The following is a 14,314-nucleotide window of genomic DNA, read 5'->3' as shown; positions in this document are numbered from 1 at the left end:
GGCGCCTGCGGCCATCGGGGCAGCCGTCACCCGTGGCCGCCGACGGCCACGGGCGATGGGTCCTGTGGAGCTATCCGCCCGCTATCTGCCGTTGGCCGAGTCGGGTGGTGTAATAGGCATGCAGGGCCGCTTCGCTGCCGGAGCCAGTAGCGATCATGATCCGCTGTCCGCGGGAGGACCTGAGATCGCCGACGGTGAGGACGCGCTGGTGCTGGCGATCGGGTGGGCAGTACCCCGATGCGTCGCTGGTGAGGACTCCCGTCAGCACGGCGGGCATTGAGCCGGTGTTCCGGAAGACGGCGTCGGCCTGCCAGTGGCCGGGCTGTTCGCCATCGGTGGTGCCCGTTGCGGTGACCGTGCCGTCCGGTTGCGCTTCGAGGCTTACCTGGCTGACGCGGACGAGTTCGACGCGGGTGTCGTGGTGGACTTCCTCGGCCTTGTAGTCATCTGAGGCGGGGTGGAGGACCAACAGGCGGGTTGGCAGGTCGGGGTGGGCGCGCAGGACGGTGCCAAGGGGGCGGTCGGCGCCGAGGACCAGCACTGTCCGGTTCGCCAGGGCTGACGGGTCGGCTTCCCAGAGCGGGGGAGCGGAGAGATGGCCGGATGAGTGGCTGATCCAGGGGGCCTCGGTGAGGTGTGCCGGTCGTACGCCGGTGGCGACGACGGCGAAGGGAGCGGTGAGGCGTCGTCCTGAGGCGAGGCGGAGGGTGACTTGGTCCCCGTCTGCGTCGAGGTGCTCGGCGTGCTCGCCCAGCAGGACCTCGCACAGGCCGCTGCGGCGGACGTCCGCGGTGATGGCGTCGGCCAGCGCGGGGCCGGTGGTGAAGCCGAGCACATTATTGAGCGCGGGGATGCGCCGGAGCGTGTGGCACAGCGCGTGCGGTTCGACGAGGACCGAGCGCATGCCGACGCTGGCGGCCATGACGGCTGCCGCGCAGCCGGCCGGGCCGCCGCCGACGATGATCAACTCACTGGGGAAGGGTGTGACCACTGCGCTCCATCTCCTGCTCGGTGGTGGGCGTGGCGAGGCGGGCGAGTGCCTGGTCGCTTGTGACCAGCTGGTCGGAGCCGATGAAGCGACGGGCGATGCGCAGGCCCGCGTCGTGGATCTCCGGGCCGGCGTCGCTGGCGCAGGCGTCGGTCACGATCCATGGCGTGAAGCCGCGCTCGAAAGCGTCGGCGGCGGACTTGAGGACGCAGCTCTCTGTTGCCACTCCGCAGAACACGAGGTCGCTCCAGCGTTCCTCGGCGGCGAGGGAGACGGCCTGGGGGGTGAACCAGCTGTATGCGGGTTTGTCGATCACCGCTACGGCCTGCTCCACATGGGCCAGCAGGTCGGGTGCGATGTCGGTCTCCGGGGAGCTCTGCAGGCGGGTCCAGTGGATGAGCCGTTCGAACGGGCTGCCGGGGTAGTTGAGGTAGCGGGTGAAGACGACGGGCCGGCCGGCCGCGCTCCAGCGGTCGATGAGATCGGCGACCTTGGCCACGAGGTGCTGGGTGTGGTGGTTGAGGAAGCCGTTCTGCATGTCGACGACGATCAACGCAGCATTGGAGTCCATCGGTATCCTTCCCGTCCTGATCGTCAGCCGACCGTGTCCCGCAGGGCGTCCTGGGCCGCGCGCATGCGGTCGGCCAGGCCGCTGGTGTTCACGACGGCTTCGCGCATCAGGACGTGCTGGGCGGTCTCCTGGGCACGGGCCGTCGTGAGGCGAGAGTACGCCGCCCGCAGGAAGCGCCAGCCGTAGCCCTCCGAGATGGCGGGGTCCTGGCCGTCTTCGACGAGCTGCTGGATCTGGCGGCAGAAGGCCCACAACGCCTGCACGTTGAGCTCGCAGGTGACCAGCTCGTCCAGGGTCAAACTCCGCTCGGCGTCCTGGGCGGTGTAGGCGACGCCCGACCAGCCCGCGTATCCGGTCGATACACCACGAATCCCGAACGAGACCAGGTCTGGATGCTCGAAGCCCTGATCGAGGAGCATGTCCTCCACCGAGGCGTCGAGGGGCTGCGGGACGGCGCTGGTGCGGTTGACAAGGACCGACGGGGTCGACAGGAGCCGTGCGGCGGTTTCCAGTTGTTCGTCCCGCCAGGGACTGCTGACCAGCCAGTACATCGACAGCACGTACTCCGGATTCGGGGCCTGGGCCACAGGGACGTCGAGGGCGTCGGCGAGGGCACCTCTGGCCCAGGGAAGGTCGGCGGCGTAGGTGCGGTAGCGCCACAGGGCCAGGTCGGTGAGGGAGGCAGGCTCCCGGCTCTGAACGAGGTGGAACACCGCCACGCCGCAGGCGAACACGTGCAGAGTGCAGGCGCCGTCGCTGCGATGGATCTCCGCGGAGGAACGCTCCAGCCACGCACCAGGCGCCTCGGTCATCGAACCGCGAAGGTGTCGCGCACGGTCCTCGCCGATGTAGACCGGGATGAACTTATGGGAGTCGACGACGATCGGGGCCAACGCAGAGCGCGGGGAAGACCGCTGCCCGAGAGCTTCGGCGAAGCGGGCGCGGACCTCGTCCGAGCAGCGCTCCAGCGCGGTGTCCAGGATGGCCTGAGACTCCTGGCGGGGGATCAGGGCCGCCCCGCCCGCCACCCACTTCGACACCGCCCGGTCACTGACCCCGAGGTAGTCCGCGAAATCGCGCAGGGTCATGCGCATGGCCTCACGCAGCAGCGCGGCCTCCCTGCCGCTCCACCGCTGCACACTGATCATCTGTCACCCCCCAAGTCACTGTCAGTGCCGGTGCCGGATGGTCAGCGTAGCCGCCTTGGTTCGGCAGCGGTACGGCGGCGGTGCAGCGATCGTTCAACCTCACGCAGAACGTCAGCCGTCATGCTGATCTCTCGACGGAGTTCGCCGTCCGGCCGCAAACCGTGAGGAGTCCACAGACATGCCCCAGATCGTAAAGCGCAACGCCCGGGCGATCCTGCTCGACGGGGAGGACCTGGTGCTGATCCTGCGGACCAAGCCCGGCCGCGAACCGTACTGGGTGACGGTCGGCGGGGGCGTCGAGCCCAGCGACGCCAGCGTGGAGGCGGCGCTGCACCGGGAGGTGTTCGAGGAGCTGGGCGGGGCGGTCCACACGCCGCAGCTCGTCCACCTTATCACCGACGAGCTGGAAGAGGGCCTGGGGGTTCAGCACATCTTCGCGGCCCGGCTGAAGGAGATGGACATCCAGGCGCGCACCGGCACCGAGTTCGCCAAGCCCGAGCGCGGCGGCTACGAGGTCGTCCGGGTGCCGTTCACGGCGGAGGCCGTGCGCGGGATCCAGCTGATGCCGCCGCAGCTGGCGGACTTCATCGCCGCCAACATCGAGGCGATCCGGGCGGTGAGCGAGTGGTGAGCCCCACGACGGTGCCGTGGTTCCTGAGCCTGAACGGGCCGGACAACGTCGGCAAGACCACCCACCTGGCCCGGATCGCCGACCACCGTCCCGGCCTGCAGCTCCTCGGCTCGATCCACCAGCACGACCCCGAGCCCTGGAACGAGGCCGCCCAGGGCGACTACGCCACGTGGTGGTTCGAGAAGGTCAGCACCAGGGAGCTGACCGGCATGATGCTGGCCAGCCACGTCATGCGGGCGGCGGCCCGCCGGCAAGGAGCAGTGGGCCTGCTCGATCGCGGGCTGCCGATGCTCCTGGCGGCTGCAGCGGCCACCAGCGCCATCAAGGACAACCTCACCAGCGAGCAGGCGCTGGCCCGTGTCGAAGCCCTCGCAGCCGAGAGCGCTCTGGCCGCCGAGCCGGAGGCGGCGATCCTGCTGCTGCCTGCCCGGGATGGGGCCCGCAGCTACGCGATCACCAGCGTGCGCGAGGGGCGGGTGTGGACCGGGGTGTACATCCGCTACCAGTACATCCTGCACGAGGTCCTGAGCCTGCAGGCTGCCCAGGGCACTTACGCGGCGGTGATCGACTGCGAGGGCCGCGGAGTCGACGAAGTCCACGTCCGCGTGCTCACCCACGCTGCGCGCATTCTCCCCTCGCTGTTTCTCAGGACAGGAGCCGACTCGTGATCCCGCCCCTCGTTCTCCCGCCGAGCCTGACCGAAGCCGTGCAGGCGCTTCCCGACAAGGACCGCCATCGCCTGACGAAGGCGCTGGAGAGCCTGCACACCGTCAACAGCCGTCTGTGGGAGGCGGAGGACCGCGTCCGCGCGGCCGGGGTCGACCCGGCCGCGGTGGCCGATGCGAAACGGGCCATCGACCAGCTGAACGCCGAGCGCAACCAGCTCGCCGAACGCGCCGACGAGGTCCTCACGACCCTGGCCACCGCCGGTTCGGGCGAGGTGCCCGTGCACACCGAGACGATCGCCGGCAGCCTGGACCGCCTGAGCGTCCTGACGCTGCGGGTCTTCCACACCGAGCGGGCCGCCGAACGCGACGACCTCATGGCCCGCCGGGTGCCGATGCTGCACCATCAGCGGGACGAGCTCGCTGCGGCCATCGACGTGCTCACCGTAGAGGTGACGTCCGGTCGGCGCAGGCTCCCGGGCGCCGCCCGCCACAAGCTCTACGGACGCGACCAGGGGGCCCCGATCTCCGTCCGGCCGGCGCGGGGAATCGACCGGGTGGTGGCCTTCGGCGGCCTGAGCGAGTGCGGCAAGAGCACCAGCGCCCAGTACCTCGTCGACTTCCACGGCGCCCAGCGCCTGAAGATCGGATACCTCCTGCAGCAGGGCGCCCTGCGCCACGGCCTGAGCGACCCCTACCAGCTGTCGGCCCTCCGGCAGGCCGAGCTGTTGCTGGAGGAGCTGAACCGCTTCGCCGACGGGCATCGCGACGTGCGCTTGTTCACCATCGAGTCCGTCCACGACGACGCCTCCATCACCGAGTTGAAGAAGCTCATGGGCGAGGTGCTGCAGATCGTCTACCTGGACGCGGAGTTCGACGTGCGAGCCGCCCGATCCGGAACCTCCCCCCAGGCGGTCGCCGCCAAGGACGAGGTCAAGCTCTCCCGCGGTGCCCACCGCGTCCTGGAGGTGGCCGACTTCGTCCTCGACAACACCGGCAGCATCCTCGACCTGCGCGCCTGGCTGACCCGCATCGCCCAAAGGCCGGCCATCGAACCCGACCAGTCGCCGACCGCGATACCCCAGTCGCCCGAACTCCCGGCGATCGTGGCCGATGCCACCGCCGCTCTCGCCGACGCACTGCGCGCCGCCGGCCCCGCAGTGCAGCTCGCGGCGCTGACCGGAAGCCCCGTCCAGAGCACCTGGATCCCCGGCTGGTCCGATGTGGACCTGCTGGTCGTCGCCGACCACGACGCCGCCCCCATCGTCCACCGTGCGCTGGCCGACTACCGCCGCCGCCTGGGCGACGCGGCCTCGGTCGGCCTCACCCTGGTCACCGCCGACGAGCTGCTCGCCCATCGCCTCGTGCCCCGGCTGGCCTTCGCCCTCTACAACATCCAAAGCGGCCAGCCCGTTCTGCACCGCGCCGCCGGCCTGCACTTGCCCGCCATCACCCTCGACGACCTGGCGCGGGCCGCCGTGCGAGAACTCCCCCAGGTCATCATCACCCTGCGGCGCCTGCGCGCCGAGGCCACGCCGGGCAGCGTGCGCCAGCTCTACAAGCACATCGTCCTCGCCGCTCGCCTCATCCTGCGCGAGCACGGCCAGTGGACCAGCGGCCCCGACGAGATCCTCGCCGCAGCCTCCCACCTGCCCGGTCTGGACCCGCTCGACCTGCCCACGCTGCACCACGTCGCCGACGCCTGGCGCGACGGCGCCCCCGACAACGCGCTCACCGTGGTCACCGCCGCCGCCGACCGCCTCCTGGCCTGGTACGCCCTGCAGCTCGCTGCCTAGCGCCACCGCTGCCGGCCCACTCCCGGAGCAGCTCGTTTCACCTCACCCGCCACGACCGGAGTACTGCCATGCCCGAAACCCTCGAATCCGCCACCGCAGTGCCGTTCACCGCCCGCATCGTGGAACGCCTGAGTGTCCCCGAGACCAGCCGCCGCGAGCGCGTCATCCACTCGCTCGACGGCCTGGAGCAGCCCGTCCACACCGCCGACCTGATCAGCGTCGGCCAGAACCTGTGGAAGACGGCCAACGCCGAGATGGCGCTCGGCCCCGTCGACTACCTGCTCGGCCTGGACGCCGGCGGCATCATCCCCACCCTCGCCATGGCTCAGGCCGCCGGCCTGCCCTACAAGATCGCGTGGAAGCTGCACCTGCCGCTGGAAGGCATGGTCCAGTTCAGCGAGCCGCACGCCCGCCGCACCGACGTCTACGCCTACGGGATCACCCGTGGGAGCCGGGTCCTGCTCGTCGACGACGAGATCACCACCGGGCAGACCCTGGCCAACCTCGCCCAGCGCCTGCGCTACGCGGGCGCCATCCCGCTCGGCGCGATCTGCCTGGTCGAGGACCAGCGCCACACAGGCCGCCAGAACCTCGCCGATCTCGGCCTGCCGCTGACCAGCCTCCACACCATCCAGGGCGACTGATGACCACTCAGGCCGTAGAACCCGACATCTGGTGCCACGACGGGCAGACCCGCTACCTGGCCGGCGACCTGCACACCACACTGCTGGGCTACGACCGGCACGACCTGGATGTCGGTCAGCAGCTCCCCCTCCCATCTTCCGTCGACCTGGTCGCCCGCCTGGCCTATTGCACCCAGATCGAGATCGCCCTGCACGGCAAGCTCGGCGACAGCCTGCTCGCCCTCGCCGCGGTCCGCGCCGCCGCTGAATGGCTCGCCCTTCGCCGCGGCACGCCGGTCCGCGTCACCGTCACCGGCCCGCACACCGCGCTCTTCGCCCGGACCAGCCTCCCACGGCTCGACGTCCTAGGCCCGAGCGATCACCGGCAGGTGGTGATCGCCGATCGCGAAGGCGCCTCCACCCGCGGCCCCGGCGCCGGCACCTACCTGATCTGCGACCCCGCCGCACCACCCTGCTGGTCCACCGACGGACAGGCCCATCCCGACCTGCCTGCACGCCACTACCTCGCACTCGAGCGCCGCCTGGGCGTGCGCCTTCCGGCCACCGGCCCCTTCACCCCGCTGCTGTACGCGCGGAGCAACGCCAAGGTCCACCAACTCCACACCGCGCACTGGCTCGACGGACTCACCATCGCCGCCATCACCGCCACCAGCTGGCCCCAGCTCAAGGACTACGGCGCCGACCGGTTCACCGAAGCCGCCGAACGCATCGCCCGCCACACCCACGCCCCCGTCCGGCTCCTGCTCATCGGCGCCAAGACCGACGCCGACACGCAGACCACCGCCAGGGCCGAACCGCCCCGCGGCAACCTGCAGGTCCTGCACCTGGACGGCATGCCGGCCGAAGACCTGGCCGACCTCCTCCCGCAGACCGACCTCGTCCTCGGAAACGACACCGGCCTGACCCACCTCGCCGCCCTCGCCCGCAACCCCAATGGCGCCGGCCCCCACGTCATCGGCCTCTACGCCCGCCACAGCCACAGCAAGTGGCGCACCGGCCTGCCCCACCACCACGCCATCGCCACCCCCGCCTCCGAACGCATGCACCAGGGCGACCTGTGCCCCGTCCGCGACCACCTCGACCAACCCACAGACGCGGACCTGACAGCCATCACCCCAGCCGCAGTCGCCGACCTCGCCACCCGCCTCCTGGCAGGCCGCCGATGACAACCAGCCGGCGGTGGAGCATCGGACCCCTCCGGCGCTTCACCCGCAACCTGCTCCTGCCCGCCACCGTGGCCGGCCGACCGATCATGCTCAAGTACACCCGCGACCCGAGTGAAGCACTCGCCGAGATCCGCGGACACCACGCCCTGGCCGAGCACTACCGCCTGCCCGCCCTCCTTGCCCACCAGCGCGTCCCAGGCGGACGCCTGCTCCTCTACGAGCGCCTGCCCATCGGCACCGACAGCGGCCTGCTGCTCGATCTGCTCAACATTCCAGGTCAGCCCACCGGCGAACTGCGCGCCTACATGACGACACTGACCGAGGCCTACCGAAAGGCCATCGCCGCCACCGCCCGCCTGCTCCACCCCCGCGAGGTCGTCCGCAAGCTCTACTGGGACCGCGCACAGCCCGGCGGACGCCTCGACGACTACTACCTCGACCGCGACTTCCCATTCAACGCACCACTGCCCGTCAGCGAACTCATCAACCACACCCTGATCGTCAACAACCGCGAACTGCGCCTCGACTGGCACCACACCCTCACCTGGATCCGCGACCAGTTCGCCACCGACGAGCCCGTCTGGGCGGCACTCACCCAAGGCGACCCCACCGACGTCAACCTCGCCAACCCCCTCGCCTGGCTCGACTACGACACCGCCGGCATGAACAGCCTCCTGGGCGAATTCGCCAACTTCCTCTGGTACACCACCGCCCTCGGCGGCTGGCTCGTTCCCACCTACAACCCCACCGCGTTCACCGACCACCCCGCCGCACTCGCCCAACTCCCCGCCAACCGACCCAAACTCCACTGGGCCGCCATCGACCCGCGCACCCGCACCATCCGCATCGACTACACCACCACCCCCTCACCGGCCCGCCAGGCCGCCGCCACCTGGTACTGGCAACACCTCGTCGAACCCACCGCCGCCGACCTCTGGCCCGACCAAGACCTCGGTCACCTGCTGCGCCCCTACCTCGTGATGCGCATCCTCGCCGTCTACAACCTCGCCGACCTCGGAGCGCGCGACCGAATGGTCGTGCTCGCCCGCCTCGCCGAAGCCATGGCCCCCGACTTCAACCCGATCGATTTCTTCCACCTCGAGGACACCCTGTGCGCGACACCCTGACCGGCCGCACCGCCCTGATCACCGGAGCAACCGGCGGCCTCGGCCAGGCCATCACCCGCCGCCTCGCCGCTGACGGAGCCACCCTGGTCCTCGCCCACTTCGACGATCACCAGTCCGCCGGCGAGCTCGCCGCCCATCTCGGTCGGCAGGGCGCCACCGCCGTGCCGATCCACGCCGACCTGCGCGAGCCCGACCAGGTCGAACACCTCACTCGCACCGCCACCGACCGAATCGGCACCATCGACATCCTCGTCAGCAACGCCGGCGCCTACCCGCGCACGCCATGGCCCGACCTCACCCTCGACCACTGGCGCGACAACCTCGACATCAACCTCACCAGCCACTATCTCCTGGCCCAAGCCCTTACCCCGGCCATGACCGCGCAAGGCTGGGGCCGGATCCTGACCATCGGATCCGTCCTGGCCACCGCCGGCCGCCACGACCTCGCCCCCTACATCAGCGCCAAGGCCGGTCTCGGAGGCCTCACCCGCGCCCTCGCCCGCGAACTCGGCCCCAGCGGCATCACCGCCAACTGCATCGCCCCCGGCTCCATCCGCGTACCGGCCGAAGACGACGTCGTCCCGGACCCCGAAGCCATGACGGCCCGGCAACTCGCCCGCCAGTGCATCCAACGTCGCGGACACCCCGACGACATCGCCGCCGCTGTCGCCTTCCTCGCCCGCGACGAAGCCGGCTTCATCACCGGGCAGACCCTGCGCGTCGACGGAGGCTGGATCCTTGGCTGACATCTGGCTCATGCGTCACGCGGCCTACCAAGGCCACCAATCCGGCCACCACGCCCACCCCGACGCCCCACTCACCGATGAAGGCCGCGAGCAAGCCCGCCACGCCGCGAGCAACCTCCCCACCGGGATCACCAGCATCGTCACCAGCACCATGCCTCGGGCGCGACAGACCGCCGAGATCTTCGCCCACCACACCGGCCTGCCGATCGTCGCCGCTATCCCGATCTTCGCCGAATGGAGAGCACCCAGCATCGTCCACGGCCGCGGGCCCGACAGCTACCCCAGCGCGTACACCACCTGGCGCGCACAACGTCACGAGAACCCCGAACTGCGCTGCGGCGACGGCGAAAGCCTTGCCGACCTGCATGCCCGCGCGACGGACTGCCTGACGCTGCTGACCGCCACCGCCCGCCGAGGCAGCCTCCTCCTCATCTCCCACGCGCTGCTTCTCGGTGTTCTCACCCGGCTCAGCGACGGTCCGGCGGTAGCCTTCGAGGAAGCAGCACAAGACCCCTGGCAGTTCACCGAGACACGCGAACTAACGCTGGTTGCTGGGAGCTGAAACCGCGATCAGCCCGCGGCTCGACGGACAGCGAGATGATCAGGCCAGCACATGGTCGTGCGATGCCCGCGCACTTCGCACGGCTCGCGCCCTATCCGTCCCGGAGGACAGATGAACGCCGAACCATCGGCTGCGGACGACTTGGCCGCCAGCAAGGAACGCAGCTGGCGCGAGGCGGCAGCCATCGACGCCGCCTTCAATGCGGGCGAGCTTGACCAGGAGGGCTGGCATGAAGCCGTGCGCATGCTGATCGAACCCGCCTACCTGGCCGCCGACAATCCCCGTGCTCAGTCAGGGCACAGCGGAGACCCAGCTCACTGAGTGGTGTGCATCGTGAACTGGCAGGTCACGGGTCTGGTGTGATTCCGTGCCCCGGTACTCGTGCTGGTCACGCGCGGCAGTCTGCCGTGTAGATCGTCGGGCAGGGAGGTCTTCGTGGGTTCTGGCCCGTTCCAGCCCGCGATGCTCCTACGCTCCCGGGCATGGTGGGCCCCGAGGTACTGGAACGGATCGCCGCGCGCCGCGCGGAATTGGACGAGCTGGAAGAACAGCTGCTCAAGCAGTGGGACGAGGTGAAGGCCGAGCGGGACGAACTCACAGTCGCCGAGAGGTTCCTGACGCGGATGAGCGAGCGGACAGCTGGGGAGCGGACTGCCGTCGCACCGGCGTCAGCGCAGGTCGGCGGGCGTGCGATGCTGCTGGTCCCGCACCGCGGCGACAGCGTTGACGAGACCGCGCTGCCCGACGACTACCGCCGGATCCTGGCGATCGTGCGAGCCGCCGGCGGTCCGGTGCAGGTACGGGCAGTGGGCGAAGAGCTGGGCCTTCAGGTGGAGGTGCGCGGGAAGCTGGAGCCGCTGCGGGCGAGACTGGTCAAGCTCGCGGACCGCGGCTGGCTGCACAAACGCGGCGACGGGAGGTTCACCGCACGGCTGTAGCCGTCCAGGTCCTGCACGCCGCAGGGCGTAACCGGATGGCCCTCGGCGGCAGTTGAGTTTGGTGTGAAGAAAAACAACGGTCTCGTCGAGGGCCCCGACGGTATTGTCTACACCGCCCGCCTGCCGCTGTCGAGTGCCACCTTGAACTGGCTCGCCGACCTGATACGCGGCCACTGCAAGAAGATCGGAACGCGGTGGCGGGCCCTGTCGGCAGGGAGGATCGCCGGCATCCTGCTGGTGGTCCTGCGCTGCCAGGGGGCGTGGACGGTACGGGCGGGCAGCGGCAGTCGAAGGGCCGGCCGTGTTCGGCCAACCGGTCTCGACATACGCGAGACGGCGCCGCAAGGACCCCGTCTGCCAGACCGGGAAACTGTTCCCACCTGCGGCCCGGCCCAGCGACTGCACCTGGTCGTCCGGGCCGAGCGGAAGCCACGGCACAGAGCTTCGATCAGACACACCCTACGAGCCGCTCTGTCGGAAGCTCAGCCACTCGGTTTCTCCGGTGTATCGGGGTGAGCTGCGGCACCAGGTGTAGGCGGCTGCGAGGCTGGAGCGCAGGTCGCCTACGAAGGCGTGGGTGTTGGCGCGGTCGGGCTGGGGGATCCGGGCGGCGTCCAGTGCGGCGGGGAGTTCGGTCTCCGCTGTGAGGAAGGCCGTGATGTGCTCCTGCAGCATGGCGGTCACGGCGTGGACGGCCTCGGCGCGTGTGCAGCGGTGTTCGCGCTCGACCACGAGGACCATGTTGTGGGGCTCGCCCTGTGCTGCCTCCTTCTCGTAGGAGAACAGGTCGTCGAGGAGGTTGGCGCCCCACGCGGTGGCGTCGTAGAGCGTGCGGAAGGCCGGGCTGGCGTGTACCCGGTCGGGCAGTTCGAAGCGCCGCAGCCGTTCGGTCATGTCGAGGACGAGGGGCATGTACCCGGACCGGTAGCGGATCCGGCGGTACTCCTCGATCGTGGGGAAGTGCCCGTCGTTGATGTTCACGACTTCGGTCAGGAGGGCGTCGAGGACCAGGGACCAGTTGCGGGAGGCCCGCTGGCGGTACCGCTGCGACATGCCGTCGCACTGGCGGGACCAGATGTCGGCGAAGAAGCGGGCCCGGCCGTCGTGGATCGTGCCGGTGTCGCCGCCCGGGATCCGCTCGTACTGCCTGATCAGTTTCTCCGCCTCCGGGGTGCCGAGTCCGTCGAAGGCGTCGTCGATCAGGAACAGCCAGGCGAAGAAGTCCAGGGCGAGGTCCAGTTCCCCGCCGCGGGCCTGCGGCCACCAGGTCCCGACGATGTCGGGACACTTCTGCTCCAGGTAGACGTCCACGGGCAGGCCGAAGTGCCGCAGCCGCCCGACGTGCCCCGGTAGGGCGCGCGTCAGGGCGGGGTTGGATCGCGCGGTGAACGGCAGGTCGAGTTCGAGCGGCGCCATGATGCTTCCCGCAGAGAGTGAGTGGATGACGGTCCTTCGACCGAGCATGGCCGCAGCGGGGACGGTCGTAAACCCCGCAGGCGTGGTGTCCGCCGAGCCCCGCCCCTCCCGGCCGGCTGGCCGGGCAGGGCGGCCGGGTGGGCCGTGCCCGGCGGGCAACGGTCCGGCATGAGCCCTGTACTGCAGAAATCCCCGCCCCGGGTACCGGTGCCCGATACTCGGCGTACCGGCGAACACAATGTGCGCCGCCGATAATCCGCGACAACCTGCATTGTTAATGCATCGAATCCATCCGATTCTCTGGCGAGTTGGCCGAGCCTTTGGGGCGAGGCCTGTTGCGAGGTCAGGTCGGTGATCGCGTAGACGGTCTGGCGGCTGACGGTGCCGGTCTTGAGGTCGGTGCGGTGTCGCAGAATGCGCACGGCCTGGACGGCGTGGGGGAAGCCCAGGTCGAGGCCGGTGATGGTGAGTGCCCTGGTCGCGCGGGTCTCCTTGCGGCCGTGGCCGGCCTCGCGGTCGTAGCGGCGCGCGGTGACGTCTTTCCACGGCAGTGACCGCAGGCGGCGGTGCAGTTCGGGCTGGTTGGCCTTGACCACGAACAGGTAGTGGGCCTTCTTCTCCTCGACCAGGAAGCGTACGTGGCCGCGCTGGGTGTGCAGGGCATCGGCCGTGACCGTGACCCCGGTCAGGTCGTAGGGCTCCAACAACGTGGCGAAGCATGTGATTTCGTTGGTCTTGTCGGGCACCCGCAGCTGGGTGACGGTCCGGCCGTCGCCGGTCATCGCGGCCAGGAGGTGGGCTGCGGGCGTCTGGCCGTGCCGGGAGCCGCGGGCGGCCTTGCCGTCCACGGCCACCGAGTCCGCGCCACCGGGATCAGTACCGGTCAGATCGGCCAGGCCGGCGGGACAGACCAGGTTGACGATCCGTCGGATCGTGGCGGCACTCGGCGCGACGCGCACCCCCAGCGCGCCCGTCACACGAGCGCCCAGCCGGGCCAGGGCGTGCTGCGGAGCACCCAGGTCGGTCCGGTCGGTGTGGCCGGCCAACCCAAGAACCTGATCTTCGCCGCCCTCGGTCCCAAGCACCGCATGGTCCTCAGCGACGCGATCAACAACGACATCCAGCTCGTCGGGAACGAGCAGTACTGCCTGCACTACGACCAGCCGCTGGACGCGGGCGGCCTTACCTGGCGCCAACTGACCACCTGGTGGGCTGCCCGTGAGAGGCTCGAAGCGAGCACGGAGACAGAGGTCTCCCAAGGCCTTTACCAGCGGCTTCTGAAGTCAGCCGACAACGAGGCAGAAGAGCTGATCCTGCGCCGCTACGCCCAGCGCTACGTAGATGTTGGGCCAGACATTCCGGCCTTGATCCCCCAGGTGTACCTGCACTACGACCCCTACACCCGCCACGACCTGGGACCTGCGGGCTCACCCTTGCCGCGCCAGCGGATGGACTTCCTCCTGCTGTTTCCCAACCGGACCCGGATCATCATCGAGCTGGACGGGCTCCAGCACTACGCTGACCCGAAGACCAGACTCGCCGCCCCTGACCGGTATGCGGCCGTGGTCGCTGAGGACCGGCGTCTGCGGCTACGCGGGTACGAGGTCTATCGCTTCGGCGGCTCCGAACTGGTTGACCGTGAAGCCGCATCCATCCTGCTCGATGACTTCTTCACCCACCTCGCTGCCCGCTACCAGCCGTAGTCTGCGCACCGTCCGGGCGGCCGCTGCTAACCCTGCCAACAGAGGGAGAAGGAGCGGCTGAAGCAGGAGGTGGTGGCGATCAGCATCACCGCGCACAGCACCGTGTACACGGCCTCCAACACGATCAAGGCTATGGCCTGGACGGGGCGGCCGCGGCCGCCCGAGCGAGGAGACCGCTCCCGCGGCACCCTCTCGTCCTGCACCCGAACGCGA

General features: G+C 69.9%; 16 protein-coding genes. 11 read left to right on the top strand and 5 right to left on the bottom strand.

All coding sequences use genetic code 11. From position 1 onward, the window contains the following. Positions 1–70 precede the first annotated feature (70 nt). From KV557_RS00640 to KV557_RS00630, 3 genes are read right to left on the bottom strand one after another with little or no spacing between them, the layout of a single operon-like run. Positions 71–991, bottom strand: coding sequence for an FAD-dependent oxidoreductase (locus KV557_RS00640; RefSeq protein WP_308129700.1), 921 nt, complete (start codon positions 989–991; stop codon positions 71–73). Continuing rightward, positions 969–1,559 (bottom strand): cysteine hydrolase family protein, encoded by a 591-nt coding sequence (locus KV557_RS00635; RefSeq protein ID WP_218197553.1) that lies wholly within the window; start codon positions 1,557–1,559, stop codon positions 969–971. Before KV557_RS00635 ends, KV557_RS00640 begins: the two co-directional genes overlap by 23 nt. 23 nt (positions 1,560–1,582) lie before the next feature. Then, on the bottom strand, positions 1,583–2,707 hold the full coding sequence (locus KV557_RS00630; protein ID WP_256176747.1) for a helix-turn-helix domain-containing protein: 1,125 nt from the start codon (positions 2,705–2,707) through the stop codon (positions 1,583–1,585). Positions 2,708–2,885: 178 nt separating this feature from the next. On the opposite strand from KV557_RS00630, the gene KV557_RS00625 reads away from it, so the two are divergent. The 10 genes from KV557_RS00625 (at position 2,886) to KV557_RS00580 (ending at position 10,982) form a co-directional block, all read left to right on the top strand. Continuing rightward, on the top strand, positions 2,886–3,338 hold the full coding sequence (locus KV557_RS00625) for an NUDIX hydrolase (protein WP_218197552.1): 453 nt from the start codon (positions 2,886–2,888) through the stop codon (positions 3,336–3,338). Further along, positions 3,335–4,006: a hypothetical protein gene (locus tag KV557_RS00620; RefSeq protein WP_308129699.1), complete on the top strand. Its 672-nt coding sequence runs from the start codon at positions 3,335–3,337 to the stop codon at positions 4,004–4,006. Before KV557_RS00625 ends, KV557_RS00620 begins: the two co-directional genes overlap by 4 nt. After that, positions 4,003–5,799 carry a DUF4254 domain-containing protein gene (locus KV557_RS00615; protein ID WP_308129698.1) on the top strand — a complete coding sequence of 599 codons (1,797 nt, stop codon included), beginning with the start codon at positions 4,003–4,005 and terminating at the stop codon, positions 5,797–5,799. Before KV557_RS00620 ends, KV557_RS00615 begins: the two co-directional genes overlap by 4 nt. Positions 5,800–5,867: 68 nt before the next feature. Beyond that, positions 5,868–6,443, top strand: coding sequence for a phosphoribosyltransferase (locus KV557_RS00610; RefSeq protein WP_218197551.1), 576 nt, complete (start codon positions 5,868–5,870; stop codon positions 6,441–6,443). Continuing rightward, entirely contained in the window at positions 6,443–7,609 is a 1,167-nt protein-coding gene (locus KV557_RS00605; RefSeq protein WP_218197550.1) for a glycosyltransferase family 9 protein, read from the top strand. Before KV557_RS00610 ends, KV557_RS00605 begins: the two co-directional genes overlap by 1 nt. Continuing rightward, complete coding sequence (locus tag KV557_RS00600) at positions 7,606–8,736, top strand: hypothetical protein (protein ID WP_218197549.1); 1,131 nt, start codon at positions 7,606–7,608, stop codon at positions 8,734–8,736. The genes KV557_RS00605 and KV557_RS00600 overlap by 4 nt, the downstream gene beginning before the upstream one ends. Continuing rightward, positions 8,721–9,482: an SDR family NAD(P)-dependent oxidoreductase gene (locus KV557_RS00595; RefSeq protein ID WP_218197548.1), complete on the top strand. Its 762-nt coding sequence runs from the start codon at positions 8,721–8,723 to the stop codon at positions 9,480–9,482. Before KV557_RS00600 ends, KV557_RS00595 begins: the two co-directional genes overlap by 16 nt. Beyond that, complete coding sequence (locus KV557_RS00590) at positions 9,475–10,044, top strand: histidine phosphatase family protein (RefSeq protein WP_218197547.1); 570 nt, start codon at positions 9,475–9,477, stop codon at positions 10,042–10,044. The genes KV557_RS00595 and KV557_RS00590 overlap by 8 nt, the downstream gene beginning before the upstream one ends. Before the next feature lie 111 nt (positions 10,045–10,155). Next, positions 10,156–10,365, top strand: coding sequence for a hypothetical protein (locus KV557_RS00585; RefSeq protein WP_218197546.1), 210 nt, complete (start codon positions 10,156–10,158; stop codon positions 10,363–10,365). Between the two features lie 161 nt (positions 10,366–10,526). Continuing rightward, positions 10,527–10,982: a hypothetical protein gene (locus KV557_RS00580; RefSeq protein WP_218197545.1), complete on the top strand. Its 456-nt coding sequence runs from the start codon at positions 10,527–10,529 to the stop codon at positions 10,980–10,982. 459 nt (positions 10,983–11,441) lie between these two features. Here KV557_RS00580 and KV557_RS00575 read toward each other — a convergent pair whose 3' ends face one another. Together KV557_RS00575 and KV557_RS42060 are read right to left on the bottom strand one after the other, a co-directional pair. Next, positions 11,442–12,398, bottom strand: a complete 957-nt coding sequence (locus tag KV557_RS00575) for a terpene synthase family protein (protein ID WP_218197544.1) — start codon at positions 12,396–12,398, stop codon at positions 11,442–11,444. Then, positions 12,344–13,444, bottom strand: a complete 1,101-nt coding sequence (locus tag KV557_RS42060) for an ISAs1 family transposase (protein ID WP_256176746.1) — start codon at positions 13,442–13,444, stop codon at positions 12,344–12,346. Before KV557_RS42060 ends, KV557_RS00575 begins: the two co-directional genes overlap by 55 nt. On the opposite strand from KV557_RS42060, the gene KV557_RS00565 reads away from it, so the two are divergent. Next, positions 13,433–14,101 carry a hypothetical protein gene (locus tag KV557_RS00565; protein ID WP_218197543.1) on the top strand — a complete coding sequence of 223 codons (669 nt, stop codon included), beginning with the start codon at positions 13,433–13,435 and terminating at the stop codon, positions 14,099–14,101. The two genes, KV557_RS42060 and KV557_RS00565, sit on opposite strands and share 12 nt — an antisense overlap. The last annotated feature ends 213 nt before the right edge of the window (positions 14,102–14,314 follow it).

This window comes from Kitasatospora aureofaciens, assembly GCF_019192735.1.
Lineage (GTDB): Bacteria > Actinomycetota > Actinomycetes > Streptomycetales > Streptomycetaceae > Kitasatospora > Kitasatospora aureofaciens_A.
This window is presented reverse-complemented; position numbering and strand designations above follow the sequence as displayed.